This window comes from Xanthomonas sp. NCPPB 901 (assembly GCF_056725085.1).
Genome location: NZ_CM161511.1, coordinates 894,524 through 914,643 on the forward strand (window position 1 = coordinate 894,524; position 20,120 = coordinate 914,643).

General features: G+C 71.9%; 15 protein-coding genes. 6 read left to right on the plus strand and 9 right to left on the minus strand.

Annotated features, from left to right (window positions below):
• Nucleotides 1-5: 5 nt before the first annotated feature.
• The 5 genes from treY to glgA all read right to left on the minus strand — a co-directional run bounded on the left by treY (nucleotide 6) and on the right by glgA (nucleotide 10,401).
• Nucleotides 6-2,621: a malto-oligosyltrehalose synthase gene (gene treY / locus AC1PME_RS03710; protein ID WP_481098064.1), complete on the minus strand. Its 2,616-nt coding sequence runs from the start codon at nucleotides 2,619-2,621 to the stop codon at nucleotides 6-8.
• Nucleotides 2,618-4,585 (minus strand): 4-alpha-glucanotransferase, encoded by a 1,968-nt coding sequence (malQ, locus tag AC1PME_RS03715; RefSeq protein WP_481097341.1) that lies wholly within the window; start codon nucleotides 4,583-4,585, stop codon nucleotides 2,618-2,620. The genes treY and malQ overlap by 4 nt, the downstream gene beginning before the upstream one ends.
• 151 nt (nucleotides 4,586-4,736) lie before the next feature.
• On the minus strand, nucleotides 4,737-6,524 hold the full coding sequence (gene treZ / locus AC1PME_RS03720) for a malto-oligosyltrehalose trehalohydrolase (protein ID WP_481097342.1): 1,788 nt from the start codon (nucleotides 6,522-6,524) through the stop codon (nucleotides 4,737-4,739).
• Between the two features lie 2 nt (nucleotides 6,525-6,526).
• Nucleotides 6,527-8,773, minus strand: a complete 2,247-nt coding sequence (glgB, locus tag AC1PME_RS03725) for a 1,4-alpha-glucan branching protein GlgB (protein WP_481097343.1) — start codon at nucleotides 8,771-8,773, stop codon at nucleotides 6,527-6,529.
• Nucleotides 8,770-10,401, minus strand: a complete 1,632-nt coding sequence (gene glgA / locus AC1PME_RS03730; protein ID WP_481097344.1) for a glycogen synthase GlgA — start codon at nucleotides 10,399-10,401, stop codon at nucleotides 8,770-8,772. The genes glgB and glgA overlap by 4 nt, the downstream gene beginning before the upstream one ends.
• A 379-nt stretch (nucleotides 10,402-10,780) precedes the next feature.
• Between glgA and AC1PME_RS03735 the strand changes: the two genes are divergently transcribed.
• Nucleotides 10,781-11,026, plus strand: a complete 246-nt coding sequence (locus tag AC1PME_RS03735) for a hypothetical protein (RefSeq protein ID WP_254460345.1) — start codon at nucleotides 10,781-10,783, stop codon at nucleotides 11,024-11,026.
• Between the two features lie 64 nt (nucleotides 11,027-11,090).
• On the opposite strand, the gene AC1PME_RS03740 is transcribed toward AC1PME_RS03735, so the two are convergent.
• Nucleotides 11,091-11,465, minus strand: a complete 375-nt coding sequence (locus AC1PME_RS03740) for a response regulator (RefSeq protein ID WP_481097345.1) — start codon at nucleotides 11,463-11,465, stop codon at nucleotides 11,091-11,093.
• Nucleotides 11,466-11,579: 114 nt separating this feature from the next.
• On the opposite strand from AC1PME_RS03740, the gene AC1PME_RS03745 reads away from it, so the two are divergent.
• A complete protein-coding gene (locus AC1PME_RS03745) occupies nucleotides 11,580-12,878 on the plus strand; it encodes a two-component system sensor histidine kinase NtrB (RefSeq protein ID WP_307548546.1) in 1,299 nt (432 codons plus the stop codon).
• A gap of 6 nt (nucleotides 12,879-12,884) precedes the next feature.
• Here AC1PME_RS03745 and AC1PME_RS03750 read toward each other — a convergent pair whose 3' ends face one another.
• Nucleotides 12,885-13,403 (minus strand): cysteine hydrolase family protein, encoded by a 519-nt coding sequence (locus AC1PME_RS03750; RefSeq protein ID WP_481097346.1) that lies wholly within the window; start codon nucleotides 13,401-13,403, stop codon nucleotides 12,885-12,887.
• A gap of 419 nt (nucleotides 13,404-13,822) precedes the next feature.
• Here AC1PME_RS03750 and mdoH point away from each other — a divergent pair, with 419 nt between their 5' ends.
• The 4 genes from mdoH to hemC all read left to right on the plus strand — a co-directional run bounded on the left by mdoH (nucleotide 13,823) and on the right by hemC (nucleotide 18,281).
• A complete protein-coding gene (mdoH, locus tag AC1PME_RS03755; RefSeq protein ID WP_481097347.1) occupies nucleotides 13,823-15,772 on the plus strand; it encodes a glucans biosynthesis glucosyltransferase MdoH in 1,950 nt (649 codons plus the stop codon).
• 39 nt (nucleotides 15,773-15,811) lie between these two features.
• Nucleotides 15,812-16,477 carry an alpha/beta hydrolase gene (locus tag AC1PME_RS03760; protein WP_481097348.1) on the plus strand — a complete coding sequence of 222 codons (666 nt, stop codon included), beginning with the start codon at nucleotides 15,812-15,814 and terminating at the stop codon, nucleotides 16,475-16,477.
• 102 nt (nucleotides 16,478-16,579) lie between these two features.
• Complete coding sequence (locus AC1PME_RS03765) at nucleotides 16,580-17,311, plus strand: LytR/AlgR family response regulator transcription factor (RefSeq protein WP_481097349.1); 732 nt, start codon at nucleotides 16,580-16,582, stop codon at nucleotides 17,309-17,311.
• 58 nt (nucleotides 17,312-17,369) lie between these two features.
• The gene (gene hemC, locus AC1PME_RS03770) at nucleotides 17,370-18,281 is read left to right on the plus strand and encodes a hydroxymethylbilane synthase (RefSeq protein ID WP_481097350.1); all 912 of its coding nucleotides are present in this window, start codon (nucleotides 17,370-17,372) and stop codon (nucleotides 18,279-18,281) included.
• A 65-nt stretch (nucleotides 18,282-18,346) separates the two neighbouring features.
• Here hemC and AC1PME_RS03775 read toward each other — a convergent pair whose 3' ends face one another.
• Nucleotides 18,347-18,760: an ester cyclase gene (locus AC1PME_RS03775; RefSeq protein WP_481097351.1), complete on the minus strand. Its 414-nt coding sequence runs from the start codon at nucleotides 18,758-18,760 to the stop codon at nucleotides 18,347-18,349.
• Between the two features lie 388 nt (nucleotides 18,761-19,148).
• The gene (locus AC1PME_RS03780; protein ID WP_254460353.1) at nucleotides 19,149-19,943 is read right to left on the minus strand and encodes a DUF481 domain-containing protein; all 795 of its coding nucleotides are present in this window, start codon (nucleotides 19,941-19,943) and stop codon (nucleotides 19,149-19,151) included.
• Nucleotides 19,944-20,120 lie beyond the last annotated feature (177 nt).

The window sequence follows — 20,120 nt, forward strand, 5'->3', positions numbered from 1 at the left end:
CGGGATCAGGGAAGGGCGACCAGCACGGCGATCGGGAACTCGGCGAACAGGGCCGATACCGAGAGGGCCGACGTCGCGTCGACGGTAGCACTGGCCAGCACCGGGCGATACTGTGCCTGGGGCAGTGTCAGAACCGTGTCACGCCAGTCCAGCTGCGCCCGCAGCGGCGCGTCCGGGCGCAGCGGCCGCGCGGCCGCGCTCAGCCGCGGCACCGCCACCACCAGCGATGCGCCTTGGTGTTCGCGCACGAAGCCCAGCACGTGTTGCGCCTGCGCGCCCTGTGCCGGCAGCGGCCGGTAGCTGCCATGCGCGAACAGCGCAGGATGCGCGCGCCGCAGCTGCAGCAGCTGCGCGGTCAGCCAGGCCTTGACGTGGCCGCTGTGCCAGTCCCGCAGCAGCGCGTCCGGCGCGGTGGCGTCGCGCAGCCAGGCCTGGCGCAGCGCGTAGTCCACCGGCCGGCGGTTGTCCGGATCCACCAGCGACAGGTCCCAGCCTTCGCTGCCCTGGTACAGATCGGGCACGCCGGGCAGGGTCAGGCGCAGGGTGGTCTGCACCAGGCTGTTGAGCGCGCCGGCCGGGGCCAGCGCCGCGGCCGCCTGCGCCAGCGCCTCGCGCAGCGTGGCGCCGGCCGGCTGCAGCAGCGCGGCGTCGAGCAGGGCGCGCGCGTTGCGCTCGTAGTCCTCGTCCGGCCAGGTCCAGTGGGTGCGCAGCTTGGCTTCGCGCGCGGCCTTGAGTTGCCAGGCGCCGATGCGCTCGGCGTAGTCGCGCAGGCCGTCGCTGTCGTCCACCGCCAGTTCCAGCGGCCAGGCCGCGACCAGCATCTGCCACAGCATCAACAGGTCGCCGGGCAGCGGCGCGGCGCTGCCGGCCGGCAGCAGGTCGGCCGACAGCGCCTGGAAGCGCGCCACCTGCGCCTCCCACCACGGCGCCTGTGCGCTGAGCGCGGCCAGGCGCATGCGCACGTCCTCGCCACGCTTGTGGTCATGGGTGGCGGTGGCCAGCAGCGCGCGCGGATAGCGTCGCGCGCGCGTGGCGTTGGCCGCATGGAACGCGTCCGGGGCCAGCGCGAACACGTCCGGCTCGCTGCCCACCTCGTTGCGCGAGAGCAGCACGCCGTGGCGATAGAACGAGGTGTCCTCCACCGACTTGGCGTTGAGCGGCGCCGACAGTTGTTCCAGGCGCCGGCGCACGATCCGCCGCAGCGCCACCTGCGCCTTGCCGGTGCCGCGGCCGTCGCGGCTCCAGCGTTCGATCGCGTCGATCGCCGCGCACACCCGTGGTTCTGCGCCCACACGCGCCCGTCGCGCGGCTTCGGCCAGGCGCGCCGCGTCGGCGTCGTCCAGGCCGTCGGGGCCGGCATAGGTGCGGTACACCTCGAAGTGCCGCAGCAAGGCCATCAGCCCGCGCGCCAGCATCTGCGGGCTGAACTCGCGGGTCAGCGGATCCAGGTGCGCGGCGGCGCCCAGCGCCTGCACCGTGCGCACGAACTCGGCCTGCAGCGAACCCTGCAGGATCTCGTCGCGCGCGGCGCGCTGTTCCTGGCCGAAGTCGCCGCTGCGTCCGCTCCAGCGCCGCCACAGCGCGGTCAGCGGCGCGGCGCCGGCCGGGTCGTGCAGCACCGCGGCCACCTGATCCATGAAGTCGTAGCCGGTGGTGCCGTCGCAGGGCCAGTCGGCGCGCAGCTGCTCGTGCGGCGCCAGGATCTTTTCCAGGTACAGGGCGATGCCGCCGGGGGCGATGCCGCGGCGGCGGCCGGCGCGGTCCAGCTGCGTGCGCAGCCGCTGCACGTAGCCGGTGGGGTCGGCCAGGCCGTCGACGTGGTCGACCCGCACGCCATCGAGATGGCCCTCGGCGACCAGCCGCAGCGGCAGCTCGTGGACCGCGGCGAACACGTCGTTCTGCTCCACGCGCAGCGCCGCCAGCGAGGTGATGTCGAAGAAGCGGCGGTAGTTGAGCATGTCGTTGCCGACCCGCCACCAGGCCAGGCGGTAGCACTGGCGTTCGATCAGCCGGTGCAGGGCGTCGTCGCCCAGCCGCGCGGCGTCGTTGAGCCGCGCCGCCCAGGCCGGGCGCGCGCTGGCCGGTTCCTGGGCGATGGCGCCGTCCAGGCGGATCGGGAAGCGCTGGTCGTGGTGCTGCAGGACCACGCCGCCGTCCTCGGCCACCTGCAACTGCAGCGCGCCCTCGCTCAGCGCCTGCGCGTAGGGCCGGTCCAGTACCGGCAGCCACAGCTTGCCCTCGCGCCCGGGCGCGCGCCAGTCGATGTCGAACCAGCCGGCATGGCGGCTGCGCCGGCCATGGGTGAGCACGTCCCACCACCACGGATTGTTCGGGTGGGTGGCCATGTGGTTGGGCACGATGTCCAGGATCAGGCCCATGCCGTGGCTGCGCGCGCGCTCGGACAGGTGCAGCAGCGCCGGCTCGCCGCCGAGTTCGGGATTGACTTGGCGCGGGTCGGTGACGTCGTAGCCGTGGGTGGAGCCGGGCACCGCGCTGCCGATCGGCGACAGGTACAGGTGGCTGATGCCCAGCCCGGCGTAGTACGGCACCTGCGCGGCGGCATCGAGCAAGGTGAAACCGGCATGCAACTGCAGGCGGGCGGTGGCCCGCAGGGGAATCATGCGCATGCGTCGGCTCCTTGCGCGGCGGTGGCGGTGGTCTGGCGGGTCTGCGCGAACGCGTCCAGGCGCGTGGCGAGGGTGGCGACGGTCGCGGCCGCATCGGGCGCGGGCAGGCGCCGGCGCCAGTTCGGATGGCCGTCGACAGTGCCGGGCAGGTTGGGTTGCTGGTCCAGGCCCAGCGCGTCCTCGGCCGGCAGTAGCGCCAGTGGCGAGGGCGTGGCGGCGACGAAGCGCAGTGCGCCCAATTCCGGATCGGCGGCCTGCGCCGGCGGCAGCGCCGCGGCGACCGCCTGGTCCATGCGCACGACATCGTCGCTGCGCGCCTGGTGGTCGGCGCGCTGCTGCGCGGCGTCGCTCAACTGCAGGCGCCGGCGCCAGTCGATGTCTTCGCCGCGGCGCCAGCCGCGCAGGGTCGGCAGGTCGTGGGTGGTGGTGGTGGCGAGGGCGTCGGGGCGCCACTGCGCCGGCGGCAGGAACGCGCCATCGCGGTCGCGGGTGAACAGCAGCACGTCGATGCCCATCACCCCGCGCCGCGACAGTTCCGCGCGGATGCCGTCCGGCACCACGCCCAGGTCCTCGCCGATCACGATCGCGCGGTGCCGCCAGGATTCCAGCGCCAGCAGGCGCAGCAGGTCGTGTAGCGGATAGCGCAGGTACACGCCGGTGGACGAGGGCGCGCCGCGCGGGATCACCCACAGCCGCAGCAGGCCGAGGATGTGGTCGATGCGCACGCCGCCGCGATCGCGCATCACCGCGCGCAGCAGCTCGATGAACGGGGCGAAGCCGTTGGCGCGCAGCGCGGTCGGGGCATAGCCGCAGATGCCCCAGGCCTGGCCGTCGCCGTTGAACGCGTCCGGCGGCGCGCCCAGTTCCAGTCCCTGCAGCACCGCCTGCGGCCAGGCTGCGGCCTCGGCGCCATGCGCGTCGAAGCCCACCGCCAGGTCGGCGATCAGGCCGATGCCCATGCCGTCGGTGCGCGCCTGGCGTTGCACCTCGGCCCAACTGCGTGCGGCCAGCCACTGCGCGAACCGGTGCAGGCCCGGATCGGTATCGCCGAAGTCCCGCGCCGCGAACGCGGCATGCGCGTGCAGGGCGCTACCGCCGTCGCGTTCGAACGCGGCCAGGTCGGCATGCAACGCCGCGCCGGCCTGGCCGAAGTCGGCGTGCAACTGCCGCAGCCACTGCCACTTCAGCGCAGCCGAGGCCGGCCAGTCGATCAGCGGATGCGCCTGCGCCTCGGCGAAGGCCTGCGCCAGCCCGGCGCTGTCCAGCGCGCGCTGCGCGGCCGCGGCGCCGAGCACGCGCGCCGGCGCTGCCTGCAACGGATCGAGGAAGCGGCGGTCGCTGGGCGAATACGGGCTGTAGTGCGCGCCGATCGGCCGCGCCGCGTGCACCGGGCTCAGGGCGATGGCGTCGCCGCCGGCCGCGGCGATGCGCGTGGCCCAGGCGGCGGTGCCGTCGGCATCGCCGATGCCGGCGTCGTAGGCGCCCGGCGCCGAATATACCTGCAGCGACAGGCCCCAGCGTCGCGGCTGCGCCGCGCCCACCGCCTCGGCGACGCCGTAGCAGCGCGGCGGCGCCACCGCCAGGGTGGTGCTGCGCTCGCCGTGCTGCAGGGTCCAGTAACCGGCGGCGTCGGGCGCGACGAGGCGGCCCTGCGCGTCGCAGTGGCCGTGCAGCGTACTGCCGTCCTCGCCGTCGAGCCGGTAGGCCGCACCGGGCGCGGCGCCGACCTCGACCGGTGCGCCGGCATCGGCGGTCAGCAGCGGCGGCAGCGCGGCATCGGCCTGCAGTCGGCGCAGGCTGTCGCGGCAGGTGGCGGGGTCGCGTGCGTCCAGGCCCAGCGCGCCGAGCACGTGGCGCAGGGTGTCGTCGCCGACCGTGCGCGGCGTGGCGCTGGCGTCGATCCAGTCGACCAGCAGGCCGGCGGCGTCGGCCAGGGTGTGCAGGGAAGTGTCGGTCATGGGCGGGGCGAACAGGGCGGCAGGGCGGAGGAAGGGGAATCCGCCGCGGTCCCGCCCGCGCGCGCCGGCAGCGCGTGCGCGGCGGTGGGCAGCGAACGAGGCGGCCAGCGTGCCGGGTGCGCTGTCGCGATGGCGTCGCGACAGCGGGGGCTCATACCGCGCTGGCAGGTCGGTAGCGCGCGACGAAGGCGTTGGGCGGCAACTGCGCGGCGGCGTCGCCGGCGTTCTCCGCATGCACGGTGCTGCCCGGCAGGTCCAGCGCCACCGGCGCGTCGCCGAAATTGGCCGCCACGTGCCATTCGCCGTCGCCCAGGCGCCAGCCGGCGGCCACCGCCTTGGGCCCGATCACGCGCGCGCCCAGCGCCTGCGCCTTGTCCAGCGCTGGCACCAGGTGCTGCCGGCGCAGCGCGAGCAGCGCCTCGAACCAGGCACGCCAGCGCGCACCCTCGCCGTGGGTGGCGTCGCTGATGTCGGCGATGGAGGCCTGGAAGGTGCTCGGCGCGTTGGGATCGGGGATGGTGGCGCGCTGCTGTTCATCGGCGAAGGCGGCGAAGTGCGCGAACTCGCGGCGCCGGCCCTCGCGCACCGCCTCGTCCAGCGGCGGCGCGAAATCGGTGAAGAACTGGAACGGCGCGCGGCTGCCCCACGGCTCGCCCATGAAGAACAGCGGGATCATCGGGGTCAACGCGGTCAGCGCCAGCGCCGCGCGCAGCGCCGGTTCGGTCACCTGGGTGATCAGCCGGTCGCCGCGGGCGCGGTTGCCGATCTGGTCGTGGTTCTGCGCGAAGATCACGAACTTGTGCGGCGGCAGGTGGCCGCTGGGCTCGCCGCGCGCGTGCCCGCGGTGGTCGGCCTGGCCCTGGAAGGCGAAGCCTTCGCCGAGCACCCGCGCCAGGTGTTGCGCCGGCGCGTCGGCGAAGCCGGCGTAGTAGCCCTCGTGTTCGCCGGTCAGCAACACGTGCAGGCTGTTGTGGAAGTCGTCGTCCCACTGCGCGCTGTAGCCGCGCTCCAGCACATCGGCCTGGTTGGCCTCGTTCTCCAGCACCAGGTGCACGTGGCGCCCGTCGGCGACGCTGGCCATGATCGCCTCGCGCAGGGTGTCGAGGAAGGCGTTGGGCACGATCGCGTGCACCGCGTCCAGGCGCAGGCCGTCGAAGCGGTACTCGTGCAGCCACATCAGCGCGTTGTCGATGAAGTAGCGCTGCACCGGCGCCAGGCGGAAGTCGATCGCCGCGCCCCACGGCGTCGGCGCGTCCTTGCGGAAGAAAGACGAGGCGTACTGGCCCAGGTAATTGCCGTCCGGGCCGAAGTGGTTGTAGACCACGTCCAGGAACACGCTCAGGCCCAGGCCGTGGGCCTCGTCGATCAGCGCCTTGAGTTCGTCGGGATGGCCGTAGGCCGAGGCCGGGGCGTACGGCAGCACGCCGTCGTAGCCCCAGTTGTGGCGGCCGGGGAACTCGGCCAGCGGCATCAGTTCGATCGCGGTGACGCCGAGCGCGGCCAGCGTCGGCAACTGCGCGCGCAGCCCGGCGTAGCCGCCGCAGGTGCCCACGTGCAGTTCGTAGAACACGGTCTCGGCCCAGGGCCGGCCGCGCCAGTCGCCGTGGCGCCAGGCATAGCCATCGGTGGCCAGCACCGCGCTGGCGCCGTGCACGCCGTCCGGCTGCCAGCGCGAGGCCGGGTCCGGCACCGGCGTGCCGCCGTCGATGGCGTAGCGGTAGCGGGTGCCGGGGGCGCAGGCCAGGGTGGTGGCGAAGTAGCCGTCGCCGATCGCCTGCAGCGGCTGCCGCCGATCGTCGTCGAACACCAGGTCCACGCGCTCGGCATCGGGCGCCCACAGCGCGAAGGCGACCTCGCCGTTGGCGCCGGGCCAGGCGCCGGGGCGCAGTGCCGCGCGCGGTGCGGCGGGGGAGTCGGTCGATACGGCGGTCGTGGCCATGTTCAAAAGTCCGGTTGCAGCCAAAGGGTGGACAGCGGCGGCAGGGTCAGCGCCAACGATTGCGCATGCCCGTGCATCGGCTGCGGCAGGGTCGACAGCACGCCGCCGTTGCCCTGGTTGGAACCGCCGTAGTAGCTGCTGTCGCTGTTGAGACGTTCGCGCCAGCGTCCGCCCCGCGGTACGCCCACGTGGTAACCGTGGTGGACGTTCGGGGTGAAGTTGCTCACCGCCAGCAGCGGCGGCGCGGCGCCGTCGCGGTCGTGGCGGACGAAGGCGAACACGCTGTTGTGGTGATCGTCAGCGATGCTCCATTCGAAGCCGTCGCTGCTGCGGTCGCTGCGGTACAGCGCCGGCAACGTGCGCAACTGCCGGTTGAGGTCGGCCACCAGCCGCGCCACGCCGCTGTGCTCGGGCTGCTGCGCCTGCGCCCAGTCCAGCGGCCGCTCGTGGTCCCAGTCCTGCCACTGCCCGAATTCGCAGCCCATGAACAGCAACTTGCGCCCGGGATGGGCCCACATGAAGGCCAGGTAGGCACGCAGGTTGGCGAAGCGCTGCCAGGCGTCGCCGGGCAGGCGCGCCAGCAGCGAGCCCCTGCCGTGCGCCACCTCGTCGTGCGACAGCGGCAGCACGAAATGCTCGGAGAACGCGTACACCAGGCCGAAGGTCATCTCGCTGTGGTGGTGCTGCCGGTACAGCGGATCGCGCTGCAGGTAGCACAGGGTGTCGTGCGCCCAGCCCATGTTCCACTTGTGGCTGAATCCCAGCCCGCCCTGCGGCGTGGGCGCGGTGGCGCCCGGCCAGGCGGTGGATTCCTCGGCGATGGTGCGCACACCGGGGAAACGCTGCGCGATCTCGTCGTTGAGGCGGCGCAGGAAGGCGATCGCCTCCAGGTTCTCGCGGCCGCCGTGCGCGTTGGGGATCCATTCGCCGGCAGGGCGGCCGTAGTCGCGGTACAGCATCGCCGCCACCGCATCCACGCGCAGGCCGTCGACATGGAAGCGCTCGATCCACTCCAGCGCGCTGCCGATCAGGTAGGCCACCACTTCCGGGCGCCCGTAGTTGTAGACCAGCGTGTTCCACTCGCGGTGCACGCCTTCGCGCGGGTCGGCGTGTTCGTACAGGGCGCTGCCGTCGAAGCGCTGCAGGCCGTGCGGGTCGTCGGGGAAGTGCGCGCCGACCCAGTCCAGCAGCACGCCGATCCCGGCCTGGTGGCAGGCGTCGACGAAGCGCGCGAAGCCGTCGGCATCGCCGTGCCGCGCGGTCGGCGCGTACAGACCCAGCGGCTGGTAGCCCCAGGAGCCGCCGAACGGATACTCGGCGATCGGCAGCAGCTCGATGTGGGTGAAGCCCAGTCCCTGCACGTAGGGGATCAAGTCCTGCGCCAGCGCGTCCCAGTGCAGCGGCTGGCCATCGCCGTCGTGGCGCCAGGAGCCGGCATGCAGCTCGTAGATGCTCAGCGGCTGCGCGCTGCCGGCCTGGGCCTCGCGCTGCGCCAGCCAGGCGGCATCGTTCCAGACGTGGCTGTCCGCGTACGGCACCACCGAGTGGGTGGACGGGGCGGGCGCGCTGCAGCGCCCCACCGGATCGGCCTTGCGCGGCAGCGTGCTGCCGTCGGCGGCCTGCAGTTCGTATTGATAATGTTCGCCGCCGTGCAGCCCGGGCACGAACAGTTCCCAGACCCCGGCCTCGGCATGCAGGCGCAGCGGATGCCGCCGCGCGTCCCAGCCATTGAAGTCGCCGACCAGGGCCACGCGCCTGGCCTGCGGCGCCCACACCGCGAAGCGCACGCCCTCGACCTCGCCGACGCGGGCGTGGTGTGCGCCCAGCGCGGTGCGCAGCGCGGCGCCATCGCCGTCGGCCAGGTCCTGCAGCCAGGCCGGATCCAGCACCGGTCCGAAGGCGTAGGGGTCGTCGCATTCCTGCACGGCATCCGGCCACACGATGCGCAGCCGATAGCGCATGGGCTGCTTCAGTTCGCCTTCGAACACCCCTGCGGCCTGCGGATGCGCGCGCATCCGCGCCACCAGCTTGCCCTGCGCATCGAGCAGGCCCAGCGCCTCGGCGCCGGGCGCCAGCGCGCGGACCCGGAGCGTGCCGTCGGCCTGCGCATGCGGGCCGAGCCAGGCGAAGGCATCGCCGGCCTCGCCGCGCGCCAGCGCCTGCAGCGCAGGGCCGTCGCCGTCGTCCTCCGCCGCCTTCGCCGGGTCCCGGCCTGCGACCGGCTCCACGGCGTGTTCCCGTTCGCTCATGCGCTCGCCAATGCGCTCGCGGTGGCCGCTGCAGCGGTCGTCGTCGCCAGCGGGACGCCGCCGGTTGCCGGCCGCGCCCCCGCGGTGCGCTCGTACAGCGCCATGTACTTGCGTCCGGCCAGTTCCCAGCCGCTGGGCCGCAGCATCGCCGCGCGGCGCATCGCCTGCAGCAGGCCGGGCAGGCGGAAGGTGCGGAACACCCGCTGCAGGCAGCGGCGCAGGCCGTCGGCCGAGGCCTCCTCGAACAGGAAGCCGGTGACGCCGTCGTCCACGGTGTCGATCAGGCCGCCGGTGGCATGGGCGATCGGCAGGCTGCCGAAGCGCTGGGCGTACATCTGGCTGAGCCCGCAGGGCTCGAAGCGCGAGGGCATCAGCAGGAAGTCGGAGCCGGCGAACATGCGCCGTGCCAGCCGCTCCTCGAAGCCGATGTGCGCGCCGACATGGCCGGGGTAGCGCCGCGTCAGCGCCGCCACCGCCTGCTCGATCTGCGGCTCGCCGCCGCCGATGATCACGATCTGGCCGCCGGCGGCGACGATCTGCGGCGCCACTTCGCAGATCAGGTCCAGGCCCTTCTGGTGCACCAGCCGGGAGACCACCGCGAACAGCGGACCGTCGCTGTCGAGCAGGCCGAACGCCTGGCGCACCTGCGCCGCGTTCTCGCGCTTGCCCTGGATCTGGCCGACGCCGAAGTGCACGGGCAGGTGCGCGTCGGTGCGCGGGTCCCAACTGGCGTCGATGCCGTTGACGATGCCGCTGAGGCGGCCGCTGGCGGCGCGTCGTGCCAGCAGCGCGTCCAGGCCGCAGCCCTGCGCCGGGCCGGTGATCTGCGCCGCGTAGCTGACGCTGACCGTGTTGATGTGGTCGGCGTGGACGATGCCCGCGCGCAGGAACGACATCTGCCCGTAGAACTCCAGGTCCTGCAGGCCCTCGGCGGGGATGCCCAGGGCGCCGGCCATCGCATACGGGAACAGCCCCTGGTAGGCCAGGTTGTGGATGGTCAGCAGGCACGGCGTGCGGCCGCCGGACCAGCGCACGTAGGCGGCGGCCAGCGCGCACGGCCAGTCGTTGAGGTGCAGCAGTTCCGGGGTCCAGTCCAGCCCGGCCTGGCCGCCGGCGATCCGCGCGGCGGCATGGGACAGGGTGGCGAAGCGCAGCGGGTTGTCTTCCCAGTCGCGGCCTTCGCTGCACACGTAGGGCGAACCCTGCCGCTCGAACAGCTGCGGGCACAGCAGCACGTACACGCACAGGCCGTCCGGACGCTCGGCCCGGCCCAGCGCGCAGTCCGGCAGGCCGGCGTGCGCGGCGACGCGGCCGACGATCTCCAGCGGCCCGGTGGTGCGCAGCACCGACGGATAGCCGGGGATCAGCACGCGGACGTCGCAGCTGCCGCGCAGCGCGCGCGGCAGCGCCGCGGCGACGTCGCCGAGCCCGCCGGCCTTGATGAAGTCGGCCATCTCGGAGGTCACGAACAGGCTGGTACGGCGCGGCGCCGGGTTCAGCTTGACGGTGACCTCGGCATTGCGGACGAAGCGGCCGCGCGCGTCGCGGTGGCGGCGGCGCGGCGCATGCAGCACCGGATGGGTATCGCGTTGTCTGTCGGTCAGGTCGGCGGGGGTGGGGGGCGACATGGCGGTTCCGTCTGGGGAGGGGGAGGACGGGGCACTCGAAAAGCGACTGCCGCCGCGCGTCCTGCGGGCGCGCGACGTGAAGCAAGAAAAGAGGCACAGCAGCGTCGAAACGGAACAGCGATGTTGCAATGCGATAATGCAGGAGCAAAGTACGAATGGCGCGATAAAAAACGCGTGAAGCGCACGCTTGTCTACACCGCGATGGCGAGCGCGGCGCATAGTGGATTTGGCGAACGGTCAGGTGCCGCGTGCGTGCCGCGCGCCGCAGGCGCCAATGAATGGTTTAGCTTCCGTCGCCGACGCGTGCTGCGCCCCTTGCGCGGCCGTGGCGGCGGCCTCCGTTGTGCGAGCTTCATGCGGGCTATGGTGCAGTGTGCTCATGACAGTCCTGAAACCGCAAATGCGCCGTGAGCTGGACGGCTTCGTCCTCGACGGGCTGCTGCGCGCGTGCCCGGATGGGGTGCTGGAGCCGCAGATCCGGATCACCGGCGACGATGGCGTGGTGCGGGGCCGGCACGCGTTCGATGGGGTGTATTTCCGTGACGAGCACGCTGGCGCCTACTTCGTCGCCGAGCGCCTGGCGGCGATCCGTTCGGCGCGGTACGGAAAGCTGGTCTTCGCCTGATCCGCAGGCCGGACCCGCAGCGGGCGCGATCGCCGCGGCGACGCGCGGTGGCGCAGCGCGCTGCTCAGGGCCCGGCCTGCAGGCGGTCCAATGCCGCCAGCAGGTCGGTGCGGCGGTACGGCTTGGGCAGGAAGCCGGTCCGCTCCGGGAGCATCCAGGGTTCCGGCGCATGCGTTCCCGAGGTCAGCAGGGCGGGAATGACGATGCCGCGGCGGCGCAATTTGCGCACCATGGTCAGGCCGTCGCAGCGGGGCATCTGCACGTCGCTGAAGATCAGCTCCACCTCCGGGTGCCGCTCCAGGACCTCCAGCGCGTCCTGCGCGCTCGCGGCCGACAGGACCCGGTATCCATCGGCCACCAGCATGGTGGCGGCCAATTCCCGGATCATCTGGTCGTCCTCCACCAGAAGAATGGCGGTGGAGGCGGAGGTGACGCGCATGATTCTGGTATCGCTTTATAGACAATCCACGTCAGCTTCACGATTCATCGGTGAAGCGCTGGTGACGTCCGGACAATCCCGATATTCTCGTCATCATTCACTGCGAGACGCAGCTTGACCACGCACGCCCACTATCGGCAGATCGTCGAGCTCTCCCACGACTGCATCAAGGAAATCGGCCGCGACGGCATCGTGCGCTCGATCAATCCGCACGGCCTCGCCCTGCTTGGCGTCACCGACCCCGCCGACATCGTCGGCCACCCCTGGGCCGAGCTGTGGCCGGAGGACATGCGCTCACTGACCCAGGCCGCCTTCGCCGCGGCGCTGGGCAACGAGCAGCGCGAATTCTGGGCGCAGCGCGCGTCGCTGGACGGCCGGCAGCGCTGGTGGCATGTGATGGTCAGTCCGCTGGCCAATGCCTCGGCCCGGGTCGAAAGCGTGCTGGTGATCAGCCGCGACGTCACCCAGCAGCGCCAGGTCGAGCAGGCCCTGCGCGCGCTGAGCGACCTCGCCCCGGTCGAGAGCACGGACGACGCGATGGGGGCCGCCGATGCCGCAGCGCTGGGGCGCCGCTGGCAGGTCGAGCATTCGCAATTGCGCGGGCAACTGGACATCGCCCTGGCCGCGCAGCGCGTGGCCGAGCGCGCGATGATCCAGGCGCAGAAGGGCGAGGCGATCGGGCAGATGCTCGCCGGCGTGGTGCACGACTTCAACAACATGCTGCATACCGCGATCACCTCGGTGAGCATGGTCGCCGACCATCCGCAACGGCTGCAGCCGGACCAGCGCCGGCTGCTCGCCATCGCCGGCGAGGCGTTGCAGCACGGCGCGGGCATGACCCGGCGGCTGCTGGGCTTCGCCCGCGCGCATCCGGTCAAGCCGGCCTGGCTGGACCTGAACGCGTTGGTGTCGCAGATGCAGCCGTTGCTGGCGCAGGCGCTGGGTGGCGAGATGCGCCTGCAGCTGGCGTCCTGCACCGAAGTGGCGACGACCTATGCCGACCGCAGCGCGGTCGAGCAGGCGGTGATGAACCTGGCCTTGAACGCGCGCGACGCCAGCCGCCCCGGCGATGCGGTGACGATCCGCTGCGGCGCGCTGGAGGTGCCGCCGTCGCGCGCGGCGGCGATGCGCCAGCCCGGCCGCTATGCGACCCTGGCGGTCAGCGACCAGGGCGAGGGCATGTCCGATGCGGTCAAGTCGCGCTTGTTCGAGGCGTACTTCACCACCAAGCCCGAGGGCAAGGGCACCGGCCTGGGGCTGGCCCAGGTCTATGGCCTGGTGCGCCAGGCCGGCGGCTTTGTCGACGTCGAATCGCAACTGGGTCGCGGTACCACCATCACCCTGGCGTTTCCGTTCGTGCCGCGGCCGCTCGGCGACGAGGACGACGCAGACTCGGTGCCGACGGCGGAATAACCCGGCTCATCCGCGCGTGCGCGCCGGCAGCCGCTCGCTGATGCGCACCGCGAACGCTTCGCGCAGTAGCCGCAGCGCGCGTTGTTGGCGCCCGTCGTCCAGCGCCGCGCAACACGAGGGCGGCACCTGCACCTGGAAGTCGCGCATGCGCGCATCGATCGCGGTGGCCAGCACGCAGGCATCGGTGGCGATGCCGGTGACCAGCAGGTGCGTGGTCTGCAGCCGTGCCAGCAGCAGGGCCAGGGCCGAGCCGAGGAAGGCGGAGTGCTTGGGCTTGAGCACGTAGTAGTCCTGCGGGTGCGGTGCCAGGCACGCAGCGATCTGCGCGCCGCGCTGCGCCGGATCGGCGCACAGCGCCCACAGACCCTCGAAATCGGTCCGCCAGTCGGCGAAGTTGTCGTTGGCGAACAGCACCGGCCAGCCGCGGCGATGGAAGCGTGCGCGGACCTGGGCGATGCGCTCGGCCACCGGCAGCGCGGCGGCGGCCAGGTGCGCGCCGCCGGGGAAATCGAAACGGCTGATCATGTCCACGATCAGCAACGCCGGTTGCCCGTGCTGGGGCGGTGCCTGCGCCGCCTTCGATGGCCGCGGCTGCTCGCCAGGGGTGTCAGTACGTCGCCGGGCCGCATGCCACATGCGCCGCTCCTCCATGCCGGACAGGACTTCATGGTCGGCGCGCGCGGTGAAACGCGGGTGAGCGCGGGTGAAGACGGCATCGCTGAACGGATCGGCCGGCGCCACCGCGGCGCCACCGGTGGCGGCCTTCGCGAAAGCTTACTATTTAAGGTTTACATTGACGGGCGTCTTTGCCCGTCGACAGGAGAGCACGTGGTAGCAACTGGCGAATACAACGAGGCGCGCGTGGCCGCGGCGGCATCCGCCGTGCCGTCCGCCCGCGGCACTTCCCGATGGCGCTGCGGCGCCGGACGCGATCGGCGGATCGCATGAGCGCGGTCGCCCCCACACCGGCCGTGCCCGTCGATGCCCCCTTGGACGCCGGCCAGGCGGTCCTGCCGCCCGAAGCGCCGCTGGCGATGCCGCTGCAGTCGCTGCAGGAAGGCAAGCTGCGCAACAAGCGTCTGCCCAGCACCCCGGTCGGGATCGGCTGGCGGCGTTTCTACGTGTTCGGCACCACCGCGGCGATGACCGCCTACGCCAGTTGGCTGATCGGAAAGGTCTTGGTGATCGGTGGCGTGAGCGTGCTCGAAGCCTGCCTGATGGTGCTGTTCATCCCGCTGTTCGCCTGGATCGCGCTGTCCTTCGTCAGCGCGCTGGCCGGCTTCTTCACCCTGGTGTTCGGCAAGGGCCGCAAGCTCGGCATCGATCCGGACGCACCGCTGCCGCAGGTGCGCAACCGCACCGCGCTGCTGATGCCCACCTACAACGAGGATCCGCACCGGCTGATGGCCGGCCTGCAGGCGATCTACGAATCGGTGGAGGCCACCGGGCAGATCGAGCGCTTCGATTTCTTCATCCTCAGCGACACCACGCGCCCGGCGATCGGCGCGGAAGAAGAAAAGGTGTACGCCGAACTGGTGGAGCGCGTCGGCGGCCATGGCCGGCTGTTCTACCGGCGCCGCGCCAGCAATGCCGGGCGCAAGGCCGGCAACATCGCCGACTGGGTGCGCCGCTTCGGTGGCGCCTACCCGCAGATGCTGATCCTGGACGCCGATAGCCTGATGACCGGCGACAGCATCGTGCGTCTGGCCGCCGGCATGGAGGCCAACCCCGACGTGGGCCTGATCCAGACGCTGCCGGAAGTGGTCAACGGCAACACCCTGTTCGCCCGTATGCAGCAGTTCGGCGGCCGCGTCTACGGCCCGGTGATCGCCTTCGGCGTGGCCTGGTGGCACGGCGCGGAGAGCAACTACTGGGGCCACAACGCGATGATCCGCACCGCGGCCTTCGCCGCGCAGGCCGGCCTGCCGTCGCTGCCCGGGCGCAAGCCGTTCTGCGGCCACGTGCTCAGCCACGACTTCGTCGAAGCGGCGCTGATGCGCCGCGGCGGCTGGGCCATCCACATGGTGCCGTACCTGCAGGGCAGCTACGAGGAAGGCCCGCCGACGCTGACCGACCTGCTGGTGCGCGACCGCCGCTGGTGCCAGGGCAACCTGCAGCACTCCAAGGTGGTGCGCGCGCGCGGCCTGCACTGGGTCAGCCGCATGCACATGCTGATCGGCATCGGCCATTACTTCACTGCGCCGATGTGGGGCATGCTGATGCTGATCGGCATCGCCATTCCGCTGCAGAACGGCGGTTTCGACCTGGTCGCCTCGGTGATCTCGCCGTTCTCGCCGGCGCGCTACTGGCACCAGCAGGACTCCACGCGGGTGTTCTGGGTGTTCGCGGTGACCATGTTCGTGTTGCTGGCGCCCAAGGTGATGGGGTACTTCGCGATGCTGCTCAAGCCCGGCGAACGCCGCGGCTGCGGTGGTGGGCTGCGCGCCTTCGTGAGCATGCTGCTGGAAACGCTGCTGGCCGCGCTGATGGCGCCGGTGGTGATGTACGTGCAGTCGCGCGGCGTCGCCGAGGTGCTGGCCGGCAAGGACTCGGGCTGGGACGCGCAGCAGCGCGACGACGGCCGCATCTCGTGGTCGGCGCTGTTGCGCAGCTACGGCGGACTGAGCGCGTTCGGCCTGCTGATGGGCGGCATGGCCTACGCCGTGTCGCCGTCGCTGGCGGCGTGGATGGCGCCGGTGGTGATCGGCATGGCGCTGGCGGTGCCGGTGGTGGCGATCAGTTCCTCGCGCGCCGCCGGCCTGTGGTTGCGCAAGTTGCGCATCCTCGCCATTCCCGAGGAGTCGCAGGCGCCGGCGGTGCTGCTGCGCGCCGCGGAACTGCGCCGCGAAGCCGCCGCGCGCCGGGCTGAGGCCGAGGCGCAGGCCCAGGGCTGACGCCGGCATACTATCCGGCCTCATCCATCGGGAACCGACATGCTGGAGACAGTGGAACACGAGACCGGCGCCGCGCCGCGCTGGACCGTCCTGTGGCTGCACGGCCTGGGCGCCGACGGCCACGACTTCGCGCCGCTGGTGCCTGAGCTGGTGCGGCCGCACTGGCCGGCCCTGCGCTTCGTCTTCCCGCACGCGCCGGTGCGGGCGGTGACGGTCAACAACGGCGTGCGCATGCGCGCCTGGTACGACATCGTCAGCATGGACTTCTCCAACCGCGCCGACAGCGCCGGCGTCGCCGAATCGGTGGCCCAGGTCGAGGAACTGATCGCGCGCGAGGACGCGCGCGGCGTGCCGGCCGAGCGCCTGCTGCTGGCCGGCTTCTCCCAGGGCGGCGCGATCACCCTGGCCGCCGGCCTGCGCCGCGAACGGCCGCTGGCCGGCCTGATCGGTCTGTCCACCTATCTGCCGGAACTGGAAAGCGTCGCCCGCTGGCATGTCCCGGCGGCGCTGACGCAGCCGCTGTTCATGGCCCATGGCCAGGCTGACCCGGTGATCCCGCAGCCCTATGCCGAGCGCACCGCACAGGCCCTGCAGGCGCTGGGCATGCCGGTGCAGTGGCGGCGCTACCCGATGGCGCACCAGGTCTGCGCCGAGGAAATCGCCGACCTGGGCGACTGGATGGACGCCTGCATCGCCGGCGCCTGAGGGCGGCGGCCGCGTGGCGGCATGGTGCGATGCCCATGGCGGGCGCCCGGAACCGGGGCTAGTATCGGCCGCAGCGCACGCCAGCCGAGCGAGGAGACCAGGGTGAAGGTGTTGATCGCCGACGACGAGCCCCTGGCGCGCGAACGCCTGCGCACGCTGCTGGCCGCGCATGCCGGGGTGGAAGTGGTGGCCGAAGCCGACAACGGCATGGAAGCGCTGCACGCCTGCGCCGCCGCGCAGCCGGACCTGGTGCTGCTGGACATCGCCATGCCCGGTCTCGACGGGCTGGAGGCCGCGCGCCACCTGGCCACCTTCGAGCCGCGCCCGGCCGTGGTGTTCTGCACCGCCTACGATGCGCATGCGCTGTCCGCGTTCGAGGCGGCGGCGCTCGACTACCTGATGAAGCCGGTGCGTGCCGAGCGCCTGGCCGCGGCCCTGCAACGCGCCCGTACCTTCATGGCCGGGCGCGGCAGCGGCGCGGCCGCCGCGCCGGCGCCGCAGCGCCGCAGCCACCTGTGCGCGCGCCTGCGCGGCAGCCTGCGGCTGATCCCGGTCGACGACATCCACTACCTGCAGGCCGAGGAAAAATACGTGGTGGTGCACCACGCCCGCGGCGAGGACCTGATCGAGGAATCGCTGCGCGCGCTGGAGGAGGAGTTCGCCGAGCGCTTCGTGCGCATCCACCGCAACTGCCTGGTCGCGCGCCACGAACTGGTGGAGCTGCGCCGGCTCGGCGAGGGCCAGGTGCAGGCGGTACTGCGCCATGGCAAGCAGCCGCTGGAGGTCAGCCGGCGCTGCGTGGCGCAGTTGCGCAAGGAGATCCACCAGCGCTGACGCCGCCCGCGCCACGCGGCGGCAGCGGCGGACGGCGGCTTTCCGCGATAATGCGCGCATGAAGATCCTGCGCATCGCTACCCGCAAGAGTCCGCTCGCCCTGTGGCAGAGCGAGCATGTCGCCGCCTGCCTGCGCCGCGCGCATCCGCACCTGGACGTGGTGCTGGTGCCGATGAGTACCCGCGGCGACGAAGTCCTGGACCGCTCGCTGGCGGCGATCGGCGGCAAGGGCCTGTTCCTGAAGGAGCTGGAACTGGCGATGCTGCGCGGCGAGGCCGATTGCGCGGTGCATTCGCTCAAGGACGTGCCGATGGAGCTGGACCGGCCGTTCGTGCTGCCGGCGATCCTGCCGCGCGCCGATCCGGCCGATGCGCTGATCTCCAACCTCTATGCCTCGCTGGACGCGCTGCCGCTGGGCGCGCGCGTCGGCACCTCCTCGCTGCGGCGGCAGGCGCAACTGCGCGCGCGGCGCCCGGACCTGGAACTGCTGGACCTGCGCGGCAACGTCAACACGCGCCTGGCCAAGCTCGACAACGGCGGCTACGACGCCATCGTGCTGGCCTGCGCCGGCCTGCAACGGCTGGGCCTGGACGGACGCATCACCCAGCGCCTGCAGGCGCCGGACTGGCTGCCGGCCCCGGCGCAGGGCGCGATCGCGGTGGAATGCCGCGAGGACGCCGGTGCCGCGCGGGCGCTGTTCGCCGCGCTCGACGACGCGCCGACCCGCACCTGCGTGGAGGCGGAGCGGGCGATGAACCGCGCCCTGCACGGCAGCTGCCACGTGCCGGTGGCCGCTTTCGCGCAGTGGCGCGGCGAGGAGCTGCTGCTACAGGGCCTGGTCGGCGGCGTCGCCGACGGGCGCCTGGTGCGGGCGGAGCTGCAGCGCAGCGCCCGCGAGCCGGAGGCGCTGGGCCAGGCCGTGGCCGCGGCACTGCTCGGCGCCGGCGCGCGCGAGCTGCTGGATGTCTAGCTGCCGGTCTGACGGCGGCAGGCAGTGGGCGTGTAATCCCGTAGGAGCGGCTACCGCAGGGTCGACTAACCGCGCTGCAAGCCAGCGAGTACCGTCGGCAGGTTGTTGAGGCCCCAATGCTCGACATAGCGACCGTCCTCGACCCGGACGATGTCGATCACGTCGATGCTGACCATCTTTCCAGTCGGTTCCACCCCGAACAGCGTCCCTGTATGCCTGCCCGACACGGTCTTGCGGGTCGTCACCTTGCCACCCTCGGCGACCTGGTCGTGAATCGTCACCGTCAATCCGGCCAATGCGGGCCGGAGAATGTCATGGAAGGTACTCCACATGCTCTCGCTTCCTGAAGGAGCGCCGGGCGGGGCGGATCGATTGACGAACCCCGGCGCCATCAGCACCTCGAACGCGGTGCGATCACCGCCTTCGATCACCTCTTTGTTGAAGCGGCGTACCACCGTCTTTGGATCGGATACGGTCATCACAGCCTCCGTTTCGGGCACAGCTATACACCTACTGGGCATCTGAAGATCGCGGGGAGGCAGCGCCTCTGTCCCGATTGAACATCCTTCAAAAGATACGGCCGGTGAACGCCTCCCATCGGTCTGGGGTGTTCACAATAGGCCTTTTTGCCGAGGAGGGCTGGCAGCTCGAGCAGCGGGACCGCCACGCCTTAGGCATGGCGTGCCCTGGGGTGGATCGCGGCGCTCGACTGTCACCGATGAGGCCGTGCCTGGCGGAATGCGTCACAGCGCGACGTGGTGGCGTGCGGCGACGGCGGCGAAACCGTACGGCGACCGGCACCGCCATGTCGCCGAACCCGGGATTCCTGCCTTTACCGATCCCGAATCCCCAATCCCCACTCCCGGCTCACTTGAACTTGTAGACCAGGTTCATCGTGGTCAAGGTATCGGTCTTCTTCTTGTCGTCGCTGACGTCGCTGTTGTAGCGCGCCTGCCAGCCGGCCTTCAGCGCCAGCCGCTCGTTCATGCTCACCGAGATGCCCAGGTCGTTCTGCGCGAAGGTGTTGTACGCGCCCGATTCGATCAGCAGGGTGTTGCCCAGATCGGTGTTCTTGGTCAGGCCGTACTTGAAGTCGACCAGGCCGCGGCCGATCAGGCCGGTCTCGGTACGGTCCTCGACCACATCGTGGGCGCGGCGCACGCCGGGACCGATCTGCACGTCCAGACTGCGGTGATCGCCGTCCATGATCCGGGTGCCGTAGCCGATGCCGATCGTCGCCAGGCGGTCGTAGGTGGCGAAGTCGTCGCGCTCGTAGCGCAGCGAGGCGGTCAGCTGGCGGTGTTCGCCGAGCTGCAGCGCGCTGCCGGCGCTGCCGGTGTAGCGGTTGGAGGTGGTCTGGCGCTTGCGCGTGGTGGTGCCGTCCGGATTGGTGTCGGTGTACTCGGCGCTGGCATGCAGGGCGAGCAGGTCCAGGCTGTGGATCCAGTCGCCGTCTACGTACTGGCCCTTGAGTCGGCCGTTGAGGCTTTCGTTGGTGCTGTTGCCGTGCGAGGAGGCGAAGCCGAGTTCGCCCGATCCGCTCCACGGCGAACTGGCCGGGTCCGTGGCCGCCGGCGAGGTCGCGACGTCGGCGGCCCAGGCCGGGGACGTGCTCAGCAGCAGCAAAGCGATGGCGGATACGTGGGTGGCGCGGCGGGACATGGCTTCTCTCCGGGGATGAGGACGCAGCCTTCGGCTAACGAAATGGAAACGATTTCATCATACCGGATCCACATGACACCCTGGCCGGCCGCCGGCGCCGGCTTCATTGACCGTTCGGGCGCGCCGCAGGTGGCCACGCCGGGCAGGCGTTTTCCGTCCGCGACTCAGACATAATCG